Source organism: Bacteroides sp. AM37-9, from assembly GCF_003603455.1.
In the GTDB taxonomy this organism is placed as follows: Bacteria; Bacteroidota; Bacteroidia; order Bacteroidales; family Bacteroidaceae; genus Bacteroides; species Bacteroides xylanisolvens.
In genome coordinates this window covers 40671-59294 of the sequence record NZ_QTNF01000035.1, presented here as the reverse complement: position 1 = coordinate 59294, position 18624 = coordinate 40671, and the positions used below count along the sequence as shown (strand labels likewise).

At 38.6% G+C, this 18624-nt stretch carries 8 protein-coding genes; 7 read left to right on the top strand and 1 reads right to left on the bottom strand.

The window, feature by feature from the left end; translation table 11 throughout:
* Nucleotides 1-3 precede the first annotated feature (3 nt).
* Complete coding sequence (locus tag DW862_RS20540; protein WP_120070147.1) at nt 4-2262, bottom strand: GH92 family glycosyl hydrolase; 2259 nt, start codon at nt 2260-2262, stop codon at nt 4-6.
* Nucleotides 2263-2493: 231 nt separating this feature from the next.
* On the opposite strand from DW862_RS20540, the gene DW862_RS20535 reads away from it, so the two are divergent.
* The 7 genes from DW862_RS20535 to DW862_RS20505 all read left to right on the top strand — a co-directional run bounded on the left by DW862_RS20535 (nt 2494) and on the right by DW862_RS20505 (nt 18545).
* Complete coding sequence (locus DW862_RS20535) at nt 2494-5685, top strand: SusC/RagA family TonB-linked outer membrane protein (protein WP_120070144.1); 3192 nt, start codon at nt 2494-2496, stop codon at nt 5683-5685.
* A gap of 12 nt (nt 5686-5697) precedes the next feature.
* A complete protein-coding gene (locus DW862_RS20530) occupies nt 5698-7380 on the top strand; it encodes a SusD/RagB family nutrient-binding outer membrane lipoprotein (protein ID WP_061447930.1) in 1683 nt (560 codons plus the stop codon).
* Nucleotides 7381-7392: 12 nt separating this feature from the next.
* A complete protein-coding gene (locus tag DW862_RS20525) occupies nt 7393-8487 on the top strand; it encodes a glycoside hydrolase family 99-like domain-containing protein (RefSeq protein WP_074908747.1) in 1095 nt (364 codons plus the stop codon).
* A gap of 68 nt (nt 8488-8555) precedes the next feature.
* On the top strand, nt 8556-10580 hold the full coding sequence (locus tag DW862_RS20520; protein ID WP_120070141.1) for a metallophosphoesterase: 2025 nt from the start codon (nt 8556-8558) through the stop codon (nt 10578-10580).
* A 120-nt stretch (nt 10581-10700) separates the two neighbouring features.
* Entirely contained in the window at nt 10701-13325 is a 2625-nt protein-coding gene (locus DW862_RS20515) for a hypothetical protein (protein ID WP_117811233.1), read from the top strand.
* 133 nt (nt 13326-13458) lie between these two features.
* Entirely contained in the window at nt 13459-16050 is a 2592-nt protein-coding gene (locus DW862_RS20510) for a zinc-dependent metalloprotease (RefSeq protein WP_117811230.1), read from the top strand.
* Nucleotides 16047-18545: a zinc-dependent metalloprotease gene (locus tag DW862_RS20505; protein ID WP_008023597.1), complete on the top strand. Its 2499-nt coding sequence runs from the start codon at nt 16047-16049 to the stop codon at nt 18543-18545. Before DW862_RS20510 ends, DW862_RS20505 begins: the two co-directional genes overlap by 4 nt.
* Nucleotides 18546-18624 lie beyond the last annotated feature (79 nt).

The following is an 18624-nucleotide window of genomic DNA, read 5'->3' as shown; positions in this document are numbered from 1 at the left end:
CTGTTATTTATTCATTTCAAAAGAAGGGGGCACGCTGTCTGCCGCCCAATTCTTATTGGGAGTGTTTCCCATTGTAAATTCCAGTTTGCCGCCATTCATCAGTTCTTTATGTTCGAACCAGGACTGGTTCCAATCTTTGCCATTTAATTTGGCTGATTGGATATATTTATTTGTCGGCGAATAGTTGTGCGCAATGACTTCGAATGATTTGCCGGCTCCTGTTTCAATAACTGCTCTTTCGAACATAGGAGTTCCGATGACATAAATAGGCAAACCAGGAGTAATAGGATAGAAACCTAGCATGGAGAAGACTACAAATGCTGACATTCCTCCGCCATCTTCGTCGCCCGGGAGTCCCATCAGGTCATTTCTAAACCATTCATCGAGCAATGTCCTTACTCTTTTTTGAGTTCTCCAAGGTTCTCCTATATAATTGTACAGGTAAGGAATGTGCATACTGGGTTCATTAGCCATTGAAAATTGGCCTACATTACCCGTATGATCCGGTAATTGCGCATAAAATACATATTTGGCTTCGCCCAATGGAGTGTTATACATCGTTTCAAGATTATTTCTGAATGCTTCTTTCCCTCCCATCAGTTCAATTAAATCAGCAATATTATGGGGAACATCCCATCGGTATATCCAACCGTTATTCTCGCCGTATGCTTCACGAGCACCTAATCCGCCGGCAGTGGCATAATCAAAGGGTTCTATGAATTCGCCTTTTGCATTTTTGGGATGGAAGAATTTTGTTTCAGGATTGAAAATATTCCGATAGTTTTTACTCCCTTGTAGAAAGTAGTTATAGTCTTTCTCATACCCAAGTTGTTTGGCTATTTGTGCCAGGCACCATTCATCGTAAGACGTACCTAGAGTGACGGCTACCGGTTGGCGTTTTTCAAATGGGTGTACTTCGTCAGCTGTTTCTTGTTCTCCCGGTGCCAATGCCGGTAAATATCCGTTTTCCCAATAGAATTTTGAGATTTCACCTCCCTTTATGCCTGACCACGGGGCTAACGTTTTTTCTGTAATACCAAGTTTGCAGGCTTCGTAAGCAGCTGATAAATCAAAGTTACGGATTCCTTTTATATATGAATCAATAACAGTGGCTACACCGTGATTGGAATTCATTCTACGGCTGTCTCCCGTAACTTCAGGAAATGTAGGCATCCAGTTATGTTCCATTTGCTGTGCCATTCTGATAAAAGACTGAATCATGTCAGCTTCCATTTGTGGTTCGATGATAACACGTAAGGGGTGGACTGCTCTATACGTGTCCCAAATCCAATCGTCGGTATAAAATGGGACAGAATCTTTGTGGATACTATTGTCGAAAGCACTGTAATAGCGGTTGTCTTCCGAAAGGCAAATCATCCGTTCGTAAGTCCGGTAGAGGGAAGTATAGAATATTGCTTTTGCATTTTCGTCTATTCCTTCCACTTTGATTTTACTTAATGTTTGGTTCCAGATGTTTTTGGCAATGTTCATCTGGTTTTCTACATCATAATCTTTTATTTCCCGCTGTAGGTTGGCTTTTGCTTGCTTTTCATCAATGAAGGAAATACCGTAGCGAACTTTGATTGTTTTTATATCTGTTGAATATAAGAGAGCGATACCCACGTTCTTGCCTTTTATGGCAGTGTGGCTGTGATTTATTTCTTCTTTGCTGACAGTCATCGTTTTTTCCGGCAGTGCGGAAGTCTCCATATAAACATATACTTTGGTTTGATGATCTATGTTCTGATAACCGGAAATGGTATTCTCCGTAGTTTTAAGCTCACCATTGGTGGTACTAAGTATTAAATATGGAGCATCGTTTTTCCGGAAACTTAGTTCATAGATTCCTGCCTGGTGGGAAGGAGCGAATTTAGTGGAAACCTCTTCTTCTTCAAAATAGGAAGAATAGGAATAGGGTTTTATCACTTCATTATCATAACAATAGTAATATACCGGTTGTAATCCGCTCTCTGCTCCCTGATAGAAAGACAGGCTGAATGCAGACTTTCCCCGATGCGAGGTGACAATGACCGGTAAGCCTTTTATTTTATCAGAGGTGTAATCTGCTCTTTCCGGATAGATGCGGAGCATACTATTGGGAAGATGGACAGTTGGGTAAGTAGGAACTAACAAATGACTGATATTCCCCATATAGGGATTTACATAGTCAACCGGAGTTAACACTACCTCTTGCTTATTGCTGCATCCATTGACGATTAAAATCATTAACAGTACTAACGGAATGAATTTTCTCTTGTACATAAACAGATTTTTTTATTTTTCGATGGTTTTAATTAGATTTGCTGTAAATATAGGATAGTTTGATTAATGAAAACTTAATGTAACCTTAAAATCTATCTTCTACAAATATTTTTTTTGTAAAGTCTCGCCATTAAGAGAATATTAATCTAATATTAATCACCATAAAATATCTTTGGTTCATCTTTAATGCATTAATCAATACTGTATTCTTTAATTTAATAATTAAGTATTATGAAAAACTACTTCCTATTCTTATTCTTTTTAGTAATAAGTGTATCGGGTTATGCGCAAGGAAAGCGTATAACGGGTAAAGTGACAGATGCTGCGGATGGAATGCCTATCATAGGAGCTACGGTGGTAGCTGTTGATCCGGATGGTAAGACGAACGCTAAATCGGTAGGTACAATTACTGATATAAATGGTACGTTTACACTTCATGTGCCTAATGGATGTCAAGAATTGAAATTTTCGTATGTCGGAATGGAGACGAAAACGGCTAAAATTACCGGTTTGACTCATATCAATGTATCTTTGGCCAGCACGGCGAAGGCTCTTGATGAAGTGGTTGTTACCGCTTTCGGAGTGACGCGTGAAGCTAAGAGTCTTAATTATTCACGGCAGAGTGTAAATGCGGAAGCCTTGGCAGAAAATAGTAGTGGCAATCTGATATCTTCTCTTTCCGGTAAGGTGGCGGGGGTTACCATTACTCCTCCGGGAACGAGCAATGGTAGTGCGCGTATTGTCATTCGCGGAACAAGCTCACTGACTGAAAACTCACAGCCCGTATTCGTGATTGATGGTATGATTATTGAAAACGAACCGGGTGATACAAGTGTGACCGTTGATGGTGGTACAGGTTCTACCGACCTTGGTAATCCGGTAGCGGATATCAATCCGGATGATATTGAAAGCATTGAAATCCTGAAGGGACCCAATGCAGCTGCACTTTATGGTTCGCGTGCAGCACAGGGGGTTGTATTGGTGACAACTAAACGTTCGAGCACATTCGAAAAAACAAAAGTATCTTATAGCGGAAATTTTCAATTTGAAAAAGTGAACCAGTTTTTAGATTATCAGAATGGTTGGGGAACGGGAGAGAACTCTTATTTGCTTGACCATAAATTGACGCTTCAACCTAATGGTAACAGGTTACAAACAGATTTACCGGATTTCAGTGGTTATAATTCTTCTGCAGGTGCTAAATTGCGTAGCTGGGGAGCGCCTTTGTGGGATCAGGTTATCTATGGACATGACGGTGTACTTACTACTCATTCTTCACATCCGGACAATGTGAAGGATTTCTACGAAACCGCCCATCGGTACACGCATACATTGGCTGTGGAAGGTGGTTCGAAAAAGAATAATTATCGCGTATCGTATACGAGAAGTAAGGGTAATAGTGTAGTACACGGTATCAATGAAAGCTTTAAAGATATATTCAATCTCCGGTTGATGAATACGATTACCAAATGGATGACTTTAGATTCTAAAATGACTTACTCACATGAAAAGGTAGACAACCGTCAATATATGAATGGTTCGGATAAGAATCCTATATATGCGTTTGTTACTCTTCCCCGTTCGCTTTCTATTGATGTATTGAAACATTATAAGGATGAAAATGGAAATGAAATGATTCCGATTGGTGAACGTGGTTATAATCCGTATTGGAATATTTATGAAAATACGAACTCTGACACGCGTGACAGGGTGAGCGGATCGATGAATCTGGAAGTAAAATTACTTCCGGGCTTGAAGGCGGTAGGTAAAGCCGGACTGGATGCTTATTGGTGGAAAGGAATGGAGTTCTTTAATCTGGGTGCACGTAGTGATGTGGACGGTGGTATGAAGAACTGGATCAATAACAGTACTTCTACTAACTTTGAAGCTTTATTAATGTATAATAAAACATTTCATAAAATATCAGTCAATGCCATTGCCGGTATTAGCCGATATGAACGCAACTCGGAGAAAAGAACGGAAAGCGTGAATAGCATATTGGTTCCTGATTTCAAGAATATTTCTAACTCGAATGAGTATCCTAGTGCCACTCAACTGCAATCTAAGAAGATAATCCGTTCTGCCTACGGCTCGGTGTCATTAGGTTACAATAGTTATGTTTATTTAGATGTAACGGCCCGCAATGACTGGTCGTCTACTTTACCACTGGATAATTGCTCTTATTTTTATCCTTCTTTTGGTGCTACGTTTATTTTTACCGATGCATTTAAGATCAAATCACCTATTTTGTCGTTCGGTAAGATTCGTGCTTCTTTTGCTTATGCCGGTTCTGACACAGATCCATATCGGATTAATCAAACCTATAAGTTGGGTAGCATTTATAATGGTTCACCTTTGCAAACCATTAGTACAACTTTAAATAATGATCAACTTTTGCCGGAACGTAACCGTTCTTTGGAACTTGGAGCTGATCTACGCTTTTTCCATAATCGTTTGGGTGTAGATGTAACTTATTATCGTTCTGATGCCTATGACTTGATAACGAAAGTCGCTTTGCCGGTGCCTAGTGGTTATAGTTTTAAATTCTTGAATACAGGTCATGTACGTAATCAAGGATGGGAAGTTGTGTTGTCTGCTACTCCCGTCAAGACCAAATTGTTTGAATGGAATGCAAATATCAACTGGGCGCGTAATCGGTCGGAAGTGATTAAGGTAGTGGACGGAAATCCTAATGTGCAATTATTGAAATCAAGTAATGTCAGTATCATGTTGGAAGAAGGCATGCCTTATGGAGTCATTCGGGGACGTGCTTGGAAACGTGATGACCAGGGACGTAAATTAGTCGATTCTTCAGGTAAAATATTGGTAACGGATAATACGCAATATTTAGGCTGTGCCGAGCCGAAATGGACGGGAAGTTTTGGAAGCAATTTCAGAATCCAGAATTTTACAGTTAGTTTCCTGTTTGATGCACGTATTGGAGGAACTCTTTATTCGGGAACATGGAATAGAGCGACAACAGCCGGTGTTGTTGCCGAATCTGCCGAAGGACGTGAAGGATATTATTTGAGTAATGTGATTTATGGTGAGAGTAGCGCGAAGGCAACTTCCGGTTATCAATATCCGGACGCTTATTTTGAAGACGGAACGCCTTGTCTCTTGTTTGTCAAACCTAATAACCGCTATGCTAGTTTTGATGAAAGATCTGTATTTGATGCTTCCTATATTAAATTCCGTGAACTCTCTGTTGCTTACAGTCTTCCGAAGTCTATCCTAAAGAAATTGCCGATTAGTGGTCTACGACTGGCTGTGGTAGGACGTAATTTGGCTATTCTTCATCAAAATACTCCTAAAGGCATAGATCCGGAGGCTTCTTCTTCATCAGGAAATGCTCAAGGTATAGAATATGGAGGAATGCCGCCCGTATCTTCTGTCGGATTTGATATTAAACTAACCTTCTAAAGATAGAATATTATGAAACAGATTAAAATATTATTAGCCGGTTTTGCTGCAATGGCCATTTCTTTCGTTTCATGTACGAATGACTTTGAATCTGCCAATGCCAATCCCAATGAACTGAATGAAATTAATCCTGAATATTTGTTCAATACGAGTTCTTATTATACGCTGAATGCTTTTTGCGGAAGCATGAAAAAAGTGTTGTTGGCCAACTATAGCCATTATTATGGTGGAGCTACTGGTGGACAGGTACAACGGTATGGAAATCAAGGTTCAACTAATGATTCATATTGGAAGAATGTATATAACTATGCTATTTTTCCTGTTCACTTTATACAAACGCAAATGGAAAATGACGAGCAATATCACAATCGTGTACTTATTGCTAAAATATGGGAAAATTATCTTTTCTCACAAGCAGTTTCTATTTGGGGAGGTATTCCTAAAAGTCAGGCATTTAATGCCGGCGAGAGAGTGCCTTACGATAAGGAATCGGATATTTATTATGCTATGCTGAATGATTTGAAAGCATGTGCCGACGGGTTGAAGATGGATGGAGATGTTTATAAAGCAGACCCTATTTTTCCTTCAGGACAGAAATCCAGCGACTTATTGAAATGGAAGAAGTTTGCCAATTCACTACGTTTGCGTTTGGCCGTTCGTATTTGTAATGCTGACCGTTCGAAAGCGACTGAAGTGATTGATGAACTTATGGAAAATGAACAGAACTTGATGACAAGTAATGAAGATAATTGTCTTTTGCAATGGGGGGATAACGCAGATACAAGAAATTATTTTTATGATTATCTGGTCATCAACCGTGAAAGTAATTTGGATAAGCTTCACTCTGCCGGCGAATCGATTCTGATGTATATGGCTCCCTATGCTGATCCGCGGTTGGAGAAGTTTTTTACTCCTGCCAATGCTGCTTCTATGCCTGATAATTTCCATTGGGCACCTTATTGGGGACAACCGAAAGTTTCTAATTTGCCTTCGGGAGTCAGCTTGTCTCCCAATCCGCACAGTGGAAAGACGGCAGATGATTACTCTCAATTACAGGATAAATTCACGGAGCAGAGTTATGCAGAAGTAATTATGAATTATGCAGAAGTGTGCCTGTTGAAAAGTGAATTGGTTCATAAAGGTTTGGGAAGTGGTTCGCAAACAGCCGAGGCTTATTACAATGCAGGTGTGAACGCTTCGATGGCTCAATATGGCGTAGACGGTGGAAAAGTAAATAATTATCTTCAGACTCCGGGAATTAAATGGAATACATTGACAGATCTCACAGTCACAGAAGAAGGTGAAGATTATTATAAAGATTTTATCGGCATTGTATCTTCTGCTATTACCTCTGATGAACCTGATCCGATTTATCGTCAAATTATCATGCAGCAATATATAGCTATGTTTTATCAATCGTTGGATGCGTGGACACTGATTCGCCGTAGCCAAGTATTGGAATTCCCGCCGCATTTCCAGCCGGAAACCGGATATGGTGCTGTAAATGCGGGCACCAAGGATAATCCTTATGCTTATATTCCTCAGCGATTGGTATATCCCGATAGCGAGAAAACAAACAATGAATATGAATTGACGAAAGGTATTGCAAATCTCGATGGTGGACAAGATGCAATGTCGACTAAGTTATGGTTTGCATTGCCCACTAAGACTAACCCTTATTTGACGAATAATTAAAAAATGAAGGATATGAAAAAGATAACTATTATATTGCTCGGATTCATCGCTTTGTTAGCTGTATCTTGTGATAAAGACGATCATTTGGCTCCTGATAAGAGCAAATATGTGTATGATATACCACAGACGGATTTACCTGTGGATGCGATAGTCGGTGCTTATTATACCAATATAACTTCCTCTTCCAGCTGGTTAAAGTCCGGTAAGAAAATATATGCCGGTACTCCTTTGTTGGGTGAATATTTGTCTACAACTAGTGGAGTGTTACAGCAACAGCTTGCTTGGGCGGATGAGGCTGCCTTGGACTTTCTGATAGTTACTTGGGATGCTGCTTCAGCAGATAATACATTGATTACAAACTTTAAGTCTGTACGTGCGGCAACCAATGCAAAAGTCCGCTTGGTGATCAATTATAACACCAAACATCTGAAAGTATCTAATGACAAACCGCTTCAAGAGGAAGAGAATTTGAATAAGATGATCAATGACTTTACGAATACTTTAGTGCCTTTATTTAATGATGAGGCCTATTATAAAATGAACGGAAGACCGGTTATTCTAATAACTCCGTCTAACCTTTCTTCTTCTGCATTGAAGAGTATTGATTATTCTTTGGTCATCCCGGCATTAAAGAAGGCTGTATCAGAATTGGGGTATGATCTTTATACGATTGGAGAATTTACTACCGGTTGGGTAGCTCCGGTGAATTATGAGGAACATCAGATTGCTTCTTTTGATGGAGTGACAGTGAACGACTGGTCAACGAATATGTATGACCGTTATTATGCCTTTTTCAGTTTTGTTGATTTGAATTGGGCCAATTGGAAGACTACAATATCCAAATGGAATACAGACTTTGTTCCTTGTATCTTTCCTTCTTATAATGACCGTATCAATTCAACTTCAAGTTATAAATATACTTTCGGGCAAGATGGAGAGACTGCTGATTATATTAATTTCTGTAATGTAGCTAAACGGAATATCGGAAGTAAAAACATTGTGTTAGTCAATTCATGGAATAATTACCAGAAAGGAACGAATTTGGAACCGACGGAGGAAAACAAATCAGAATTTCTGAAGATAACCAGAAATCAATTTAAGAAGTAATAGTTATTAATAACGGGATACGACGCATCAGGCAGATCGTCGTATCTCGTGATAACAATAAATAATTTATGAGAAAGAAAATAATATCGGTCGTTTGTTTTCTCTTGGCTGTTTTTGTATCTCATGGGATAGCTGCGGATTCTGCTCCCTTTTTCTTTTTGCAATTAAGTGATCCCCAATTTGGCTTCATAGATAATAATAAGAGTATTTCGGCAGAAACAGAGGCTATGAATAAGGCTGTGACAGCTATTAATCAGTTAAAACCTCCGTTTGTGGTGATAACCGGTGATTTTGTAAATAATTCGAAGAGTAAGGAACAGATTGCTGCTTATAAGTCGATGATTGCTCAAATAGACTCTTCAGTAAAGGTTTATATGATTCCGGGAAATCACGATATAGGTAAGGTCAGCCGGGCTTCTATAGATAATTATAAAAAGAACTACGGAGAAACCCATTTTTCATTCAGGTATGGTGATTGTGTATTTATAGGTATTGATTCAAATATGATAAAAGAAGAGGACAAGGAGAGGGAAGAAGTTCAATTTAAGTGGCTGGAACAGGAATTACAGAAAACGAAGGATGCCAGATTCAAGTTTGTTTTTACTCATTGCTCTGTTTTTCTAAAGCGGATGGATGAACCTGTGAATTATTCGAATTTCTCTTTGCCTATGCGAGAGAAATATGTGCGTTTGTTTCAGAAATATGGAGTAAACGCAATATTTGCAGGGCATTTACATAACAATGCTTATGGAAAGGTGGGCAATATGGAAATGATAACGATAGGTCCGGTAGGAAAGGTGCTGGGGACAGGGTATCAAGGGATGAATCTTGTGAAAGTATATCCGGATCGGTTTATCAGTGAATTTATTGCCTTAAATCAATTTCCTAAAGAGGTGCTGATGTCTGATCCGGCGGCAAAAACAACGGAGTCGATGAGTCGTGTCCGTTTCAAATCAATAAAGAATTTAGTGATGGCAGGGTATCAGGGGTGGTTTAATACTCCTGAAGACGGTGCTGGTTTGGGTTGGAAACATTTTGAAAAAGAAAAAGAGTTCAAACCGGGCAAGTGTACCATTGATCTTTGGCCGGATGTTTCTGAATATGAGAAAACCTATGAAACGGCTTTTAAGTTACCTGATGAGACACCGGCAAAGGTTTTTAGTTCGTATGATGCTTCTACTACAGATCTGCATTTTAAATGGATGAAGCAATATGGAATTGATGGGGTATTTATGCAACGTTTTGTTGTTTCTATACGAAATCAGAAAGGGAAGGATAATTATAATAAGATACTGAATAATGCTGTTCTTTCGGCAGAAAAGTATGACCGGGCAATTTGCCTGATGTATGACCTTTCCGGTATGGAAGCCGGTGAGGAAGATATATTGATACGTGACTGGAAAGAGCTGTGTGAGAAGTATAAACTAGTTTCCCGGAACAACAATCATTATGTTTATCATCATGGTAAACCGTTAGTTGCTGTTTGGGGAATAGGGTTTAATGATCGCCGTAAATATGGATATGAGCAGGTAAAGAAAATCATTGATTTCCTGAAGAGTGAAGGTTGTTCTATATTGGTAGGTGTACCTACTCATTGGCGGACATTAACGATAGATGCTGTTTCTGATACGCGATTGCTCGAACTGGTAAAACAGGCGGATATTGTCCATCCATGGTTGGTAGGACGTTTTGATAATCATACGTATGAGCCATATCGTAAATTGATAGAGGAAGATATAAAATGGTGCAAAGCGAATGGTAAAGACTATATGCCGGTGTTGTTTCCGGGCTTTAGTTGGCATAACATGAAAAAGGATGCTCCGCAAAACATGATTCCGAGATTAGGGGGACGTTTCTTCTGGCAACAGGTGAAAGGTGCTGTAGATGCAGGAGCAGAAAGCCTTTATTTGGCAATGTTTGATGAGATAGATGAGGGGACAGCTTTCTTTAAATGTACAAATACACCTCCGGTGGGTGAAAGTTCTTTTATAACTTATGAAGGAGAAGCACCCGATCATTATCTTTGGCTGGCAGGTGAAGCTGCTAAATATTTGAGAGGAGAACTGCGTTCGTCCCGGATGCCGGTTCGATAAGGATGTGGAGTATAATAGCCGGATATATTTCGTTATTGGTGCAGAGTAACTATATTATTTTAATATCCTAAGATTGAAAAAACATATTTTTTATATCTTTGCTTCAAATAAGCTTTTACTATGAAATATATCCGACTGCTATTTTATATTTTATTTATCTCGAAGACTATAGTCACTTGGGGTGGTGAAAATATCGGAGGCCTTTCTTTTCGTGCTTATGAATATTCAAAAGATGAACGTACTTCATTCATCATACCGTCCGGCAATCAGGGAGTGAGATTCAAAGATTATTTATCTGTTTCTTTTGATTTGAAGATTAGGGAAAAAGGCGAGCATTTTGGTTATGTATGCCGTATGATTGTTGACAATAGAAATAGCCTCAATCTGATATTGGTTAATCCTGTGAACGAAAAGCCTTATTTGTGTTTGATTAAAGACCAGCAATATTTAGGAAAGATACACTCTTCTGCGCCTATCGATATTCATGAATGGAATAGGATAAAGATAGAATTGGAGTATAAAAATGATACGTTATATGTCCGAAATAATGGTTCTCTTATTTCTAAAGAGAAAGTTACCGCCCCGGATAATCATTCTGTTAAAGTCTGTTTTGGTGCTAATAAATTAGCTTCTTACACCACTTCGGACGTGGCACCTATTATTTTGAAGGATGTACAGATCGGTCTGGAACCTGGGAGCATAAAATATGAATGGTCGTTGGAGCAAGCCGTATCTGACACTTTGCTTCAGGACAAGTTTCGGCAGATGACAGCTTTTATATCAAATCCGGAATGGATTATTAATAGTCATATATATTGGAAACATAGGAAAACGTTATCTTTTTCATCCAAGACTTTTCCTGTCCCGTGTGAAGATCAGTCGGCATGTTATTTTATTGCAAAAGATCGTATTGTCAAATATGATTTAATACGGAGTATAACTAAAGAATATGTTTTCTCGCCATTGATTGATGTAAGTCGGATCACTAACCAGTTTCTTTTTGTTCCTTTGAAAGATAAAGGTAGCCAGTTGGTTTATTATGACTTTGAGAAGCCTGATGGGGAGAATTTGTCTTTTTTCAATTTTCAAACAAAAAGTTGGTCTATTCCTATCCAACGGAAAAGGCAGTCTTCTTATACACAACATAATCGGTTTTTCAATCCAAAAGATTCATCAATTGTACAAATTCTGGGATATGGATTTCATTTGTATACCCGTGAGTTGAATAGAATATCTCTATCGGGTGAAGTGATAAAGGGAGAGTTGCCGGATGTGATTACTCCTCGCTATTTGAGTGCCATAGGGAAGACCGATTCGCTGGTTTATATTTATGGAGGATTGGGAAATGACTTGGGTAAACAGGAGTATGGGGTCGTTCATTATAAGGATTTGTATAAATTGAACTTGAATGATTATTCTTTGGAAAAAAAGTGGGCTATACCGGAGAATCTTTGTGATGAGGTAGCTGCTTCTACGTTGATAGTTGATGAAGTAGAAAAAGGTGAACATGCAAAAGGATTGTTTTTTTCTTCAGGTCGTTTTCTATCTTCTCTGGTTTTGAAAGATTTAAATTTGGAGAATGGACAAGAAACTGTTTTAGGTGATACAATACCTTATACTTTCTTAGATGTTAATTCTCATGCAGATTTAATTTATCTTGCTTCAGAAAAATGTTATTACGCTGTAACAGTTCACCAAGTAGAGGGGAATAATTATGAAGCTAATATTTATTCTATTGCATCTCCAGTGTTGCCTATTCAAAATATAATAGTACAGGAAAACAAGGGGACTTGGTGGAAATTACTGTTTGTATGTATTTGTGTAGCAGGTTTAGGGGGAATTGGGTGGAGATTAAAGAATAGCAGAAAGCATGATAAGAAAGAAGCTATATCTATTCCTCAACAAGATATTTGTGAAAAAGAAGAAGGGGTTGTTTCAAATATAAATAGTGAAAAAGAAATTCAAGAAAATGACCACCTATATTCCTCGTTTGAAGCTCCTGTATTGAACACCACACCAGGAATTTATATGCTAAACGGATTTCAGGTAATTAATCGGGATTTAAAAGACATTACCGGAAAGTTTACGCCTATCATGCGTCAATTATTATCTGTTATTATTCTTTATTCCAATCAGAATAATAAGGGGATTTCTAATATCAAGTTAAAAGAATTGTTGTGGTATGATAAGTCAGAGGAGAGTTTTTCTAATAACCGTAGTGTAAATATACGTAAGATACGTCTTTTGTTGGAAGAGGTAGGAGATACGGAGATATCATCGGCAAATGGTTATTGGTACTTTCTTAATAAGGGGCATGTATATAATGACTATACTATAGCAAATCAATTGATGCAAAAGATGGCGCCTTTAGATGTGGTCCATAAGGAAGATCTGGAAAAATTATTGAGTCTGGCTTCATTTGGTCAATTGCTTCCTAACATGCAATTTGATTGGGTAGATAGTTTTAAAGCAGATTATTCCGATTCAATGATTGATCTTCTGAGCCGGTTAAGAGATAGCAAGCAATTTGTAGGAAATGATAACTTGAGAATACAAATCTCAAATTGTATTCTGCGATTTGATTCATTAGATGAAGAGTCTGTTCGCGTTAAGTGCCGTGCTTTAGTGGATTTGAAACGCATGGGAATGGCATATACTGCATTTGATCAATTCACCAAGGAGTATAAGCTAATATTGAATGAGGATTTTAAATATAGTTTTGAGCAGTTTATAAGTGAAGTGTAACTTATAGGTCGATGTATTACAAAAAATATTGTGTAGTTTTTCTGGAGGAAAAAGTCGATTTTATTGGAGTTAATTCTTTATAATTCTTAAATTTGTATCCTATTACAGAATATGAATTAACACTATTATCAAAATGAAAAGAATTTGGGTGGCTCTTTTGGTGTTTTCTATACTAGGAGGGAGTGTATCAGCAAATGCTATTTCTTTTAAACGCAAAAAGTCAAAAAAGAAGGAGTCTGTTGAGAAAGAAAAAACTGCTTATGATAAACTGTTCTCATCTAATCATTCAAAAGCAGAAGGTTTTATCACTGTACATAAAGTAAAGGAGAAAGTTTATTTTGAACTTCCTTTATCAATGTTGCAGCGTGATATGTTACTAGGTTCTACAGTAACAGAAATTAGTGATAATAAGAATGCTATTATTGGTTCGAAACCTACCGAACCTCTTCATTTTCGTTTTGAGAAATTGAATAATAAAGTCTGCTTGTCGGCAGTGCAGACCAATAATGTGGGTGATGACAATGGTCACCGATTGAAGGCAGCTATTGAGATGAGTAATATGAATGCCATTCTGCAAGTATTTGATATTTCGGCTTATAATAACGACAGTACGGCAGTTGTTTTTGATGTTACCGATTTCTTTGTAAGTGACAATAAATTAATGTCCCCGTTCGATAAATACAGCGTGAATACATCAGGGGGACGTAAACGTTTGGCCTCATTTCAAAGTAACAAATCATTTATTGATAGTTTTAAGGCTTTTGAAGATAACATATCAGTCCGTAGTTGCTTGAATTATACTTATTCGTTGACTGGGGGCAAAGGGAAAGACATAAAAGACGAGCCTCTGACCGCAAAGGTAACCCGTTCGATTATATTATTGGATACGATTCCTTATCGTCCCCGATTGATGGATAGCAGAATTGGCATTTTTCCTACAATGAAAAATGAATATTCAGCTGCTAAACAGACAACCCGTTCTATCTATTATGCCAATCGTTGGCGTTTGGAACCTTCAGATTTGAGAGGTTATATTGAAGGAAAGAAAGTGACTCCTATTAAACCGATTGTATTCTACGTAGACAGTTGTTTTCCTGAAAGTTGGAAAGCATCTATATTTGAAGCTGTCAATCAATGGAATGAGCCATTTGAAAAAATCGGTTTTACACAAGCTATCCAGGCTAAAGAATTTCCGAAAGACGATCCGGAATTTGATCCGGATAATTTGAAATATTCATGTATTCGTTATGCTCCGATAGGGATTGAGAATGCAATGGGACCATCGTGGGTTGACCCTCGTAGTGGGGAAATATTGAATGCTTCTGTATATCTGTACCATAACGTCATAAAATTGTTGAATAATTGGCTGTTTATTCAAACTGCTCAAGCCGATAAGCGTGTACGTCATAAAGTAATTCCGAGAGAGGTGATGGACGATGCTTTACGTTATGTCGTTTCTCACGAAGTGGGTCATTGTTTGGGATTTATGCATAATATGAGTGCTTCTTCCGTAATTCCCGTAGATTCGCTCCGTTCTCCTTCATTTACGCAGAAGCATGGTACTACCACTTCCATTATGGATTACGCGCGTTTTAATTATGTGGCACAACCTGGTGATATGGAACGGGGAGTACGTATGATGCCGCCATATTTTGGTTTGTATGACGATTATCTGATTCGCTGGAATTATACACCTGTGCCGGAAGCTAAAACTCCGGAAGAGGAATATGCCATCACTTCGAAATGGATTACGGATTTATCAGATAATCCTGTATATCGGTATGGTAAGCAGCAGTCGGATATACTCGACCCTCGTTCTCAAACGGAAGATTTGGGTGATGATGCTGTGAAAGCAACCCGATATGGAGTGAAAAATCTGAAATACATTCTGGCTAATCTGAATCAATGGCTAGGAGAAGAAGATGTGGATTATACACATCGGTCGGATATTTACGATGGTATAATCATGCAATATTTGACTTATATGTTGCATGTATATCATAATATAGGAGGAATCTATTTGCATGAAAAATTGGTTGGTGATAAGGTGGAAGCCTTGCAGGTTGAACCTAAAGAGAAGCAGAAAGAGGCGATGAATTACTTTTTGGAGCAATTGGCGACCTTGGATTGGCTGGATGATGAAAATGTCCTGAAGGTACTGCCTATGGTAGGGAAACCATCGGATGCTTTGCGGGATGTAATGATGAAATTATTGATGAAAGCTCCTGCCCGGGTAGAATTCTCGGCATTAAAAGCCGGTAAAGAAGAAGGATATGATGTTGATGAATGTATGAATGATATTTATACATATATATGGAATCCTACTATACAAGGACGTAAATTAAGTGCTACTCAAATGAAACTGCAGAATTTGTTTATCAAACACCTGGCTTCGACTGCCGGAATCCGATTGAGTAAAGATACTAAATCATTGAAAAGTGAAGAAGATGCATGGGGGCAGTTAGCTGCTTTTCATCATAAAACAGGTGTAGGGCATAAAGGATGTTGTTGTGCGTCCGATCTGGGGCGTATGTTTAATCCAGTGGCTGGATTTGACGAACCAATGGCAGAGTATTTTATTCCCAAAAACCAGGATAGTATGTGTTATGGTTATTTCCTGCGCATACGTAATTTATTAAACAGCCGGAAGCAACATGTTGATAAAGATACGCGGCTTCATTATCAGTTATTGCTTCATCAAATGAATAATGCATTAAACAGATGATTATGAAGAATAAATATATCTTTTTGCTCTTTTTATCAGTATTTGGTGTGTTTGTCTTTTCTCCTTTGGAGGCTGTTGCCAAAAAAAAGAAAAAAGGGAAAATAGAGCAGGTTAAACCCAAAAGCGCATACGAAAAACTGTTGAAGGATAAACCGAATAGCGTCGAAACTAAAGGACTGATGAATCTTTATTGGGTAGACGATAAAGTATATATGGAAATACCCAGAGATGTGTTGGGTAAACGTTTGCTGATGGGAGGTGTAGTCGATAAACTAAGTAACCCTCAGGAATCATCTGTTGGCTTTTGCCCTGTTGCACCTTTACAAGTGAAATTCTGCCGGTCCGATTCTTTGGTTAGGTTATATCAGGTAGCGGACCGTCCGGTGACAGAACAAGATTCTCGTATCGGAGATGCGCTGAAAAAAAGTTTCAGTGATGTCATTTTAAATCAGTTTTCTATAAAGGCTTATTCTCCGGACAGCGCTTTGGTGATTGACGTTACATCTTATGTTTTTCAGGATGATAAATACATGAATCCGATTGATCCGAAAGCATACAATACGATGGGGGGCTGGGTGAAGCGTAAAGCCTCTTTCAAACAGAAACAATCAATGATATCCGGAATAGCTTCTTATCCAGATAATGTATCTATTTCATGCTATATGAGCTATGAATTAGCGATGTCATTATTCGGTATTTTTCCGATAGCAGAAAATATTCCCTTCAGCGCAGTTGTGAAGCGTACTTTTATGTTATTACCGGAAGATGGGGATTATTGTCCTCGTTTGGCTGATCCTCGTATCGGAACTTTATGGAGCGGCAAGGTGAATTTTTCGGATAAGGAGCAAGGCAGCAACATACAGTATTGGGTGAATCGCTGGAACCTGGCTGTTGATAAACCTGTTGTTTTCTATGTGGATACGCTGTTGCCTGAAAAATGGCAGAAGTGTGTGTATCGTAGCGCTGAGATATGGAACAAAAGCTTTCAGAAAATAGGTTTTTCTAATGCGTTAGATGTGAAACCTTACCCTAAAGATATAGGATTTGATGCCAACAGTATTACTAAGTCTTGTATCCGGTATGTCGTTTCACCTTCCGGTCAGATTACGGATAATTATTGGAGTGATCCGTTGACAGGAGAAATAATAAGTGCCAATATTTATATCCCTCATAATTTAGCTTCGAAAATTCAGCTGAATTATTTCTTACAGACAGCTTCCTTTAACGAGAAAGCCCGCACGTTGATGCCGGATGAAGATTTGGTGGAAGAAGCATTGACTTCGTTATTGTTGAGGCATTGGGGGCATTGTCTGGGATTGACGGATAATATGGCAGGATCTATTGCTTATCCGGTAGATTCGCTTCAGTCGAAAGAGTTTGTAAAAAAACATGGGCTATCTGCGTCAGTCATGGATAAGTTGCCGATGAACTATTTACTTTCGGTTGATAATTATAGTGCTGATATACCTTTGACGCAACAAGTGCTGGGAGAATATGACCATTGGGCGATTCGTTATCTTTATCAGCCAATGAATAAGAAAACACCGCAAGAAGAATTATCGGATTTGCGGAAGCTGGTTTCTGAACGGAATCAGAACCCATTATTGCTTTTTAAACGTCCGCAGAGCAGGAAAGCTTATTATGATCCTCGCGGAATGGAGATGGATTTGGGAAATGATGCTATTCGTGCGGCAACCATTGCTTTTGAGAATTTGGGTAAAGTAGTGGCGAATGCAAACCAATGGTTAGACAAGGAAGATTTCAACTATGAAAAACGAGCCTCACTATATGGAGAAATTATCAATCAGGCGGATGAATACGTGAAGCATGTATTGCAGCAAGTTGGTGGAATCTATTTGAATGACAGTTATCAAGGGGATAGTTACCCTTCTTATCAACCGGTATCCAAAGAGTTGCAACGTCGTTCGTACCAGTGGATGATGGAAGCTATCAGTCAAATGAACTGGTTGGACAATCGGGAACTGTTGAATCATTGTGCGCTGACAGGTAGCGCTGCTGACTATTCACAGAAGTTTTTCGCCAATTTGCTATTAATACAGCTCAATAACCTTTGGCTTAGCGAAAGCAAATCGAGTGACCCTTATACGCAACAGCAGGCTGTTGAAGATTTGAAGAATCATCTTTTCAAGGAAACAAGGGCAGGAAAGGAGCCTGACGACTGGAAACGTTTCTTACAGGGACAATTGCTGAGTTTTGTCATTTCTTGGTCGAATGTAAATGTGCCGAAAGGGAAAGATGAGACAGCTAATGCTTCTTCTAAACTGACTATTCAGACTGTCTGTCCTTACCGGGGTATGACGGCTATTGAGAGCATTCCTTATTCTTCTGCTCCTGAACGGGCTCCATTCTGGTATGGCTGTCTGTTGGATTTGAAAAGTGAGTTTACGAGAGCGAAATCAGTAGCACCTAACCGGGAAATGCAAGAGGAGTATGATTACCGGTTGTTTACGATTGAGAAGGCACTGCGGAAATAGATATAATCTATAAAATGATTAGATATAAAAAAGCCAATTAATTCGTGATAAGATGAATTAATTGGCTTATATTTTTAAT

Bases quoted from the DNA above. Each gene is read 5' to 3' on its own strand.
- DW862_RS20540 (WP_120070147.1), bottom strand. From the start codon at position 2,262: ATGTACAAGAGAAAATTCATTCCGTTAGTACTGTTAATGATTTTAATC.
- DW862_RS20535 (WP_120070144.1), top strand. From the start codon at position 2,494: ATGAAAAACTACTTCCTATTCTTATTCTTTTTAGTAATAAGTGTATCG.
- DW862_RS20530 (WP_061447930.1), top strand. From the start codon at position 5,698: ATGAAACAGATTAAAATATTATTAGCCGGTTTTGCTGCAATGGCCATT.
- DW862_RS20525 (WP_074908747.1), top strand. From the start codon at position 7,393: ATGAAAAAGATAACTATTATATTGCTCGGATTCATCGCTTTGTTAGCT.
- DW862_RS20520 (WP_120070141.1), top strand. From the start codon at position 8,556: ATGAGAAAGAAAATAATATCGGTCGTTTGTTTTCTCTTGGCTGTTTTT.
- DW862_RS20515 (WP_117811233.1), top strand. From the start codon at position 10,701: ATGAAATATATCCGACTGCTATTTTATATTTTATTTATCTCGAAGACT.
- DW862_RS20510 (WP_117811230.1), top strand. From the start codon at position 13,459: ATGAAAAGAATTTGGGTGGCTCTTTTGGTGTTTTCTATACTAGGAGGG.
- DW862_RS20505 (WP_008023597.1), top strand. From the start codon at position 16,047: ATGATTATGAAGAATAAATATATCTTTTTGCTCTTTTTATCAGTATTT.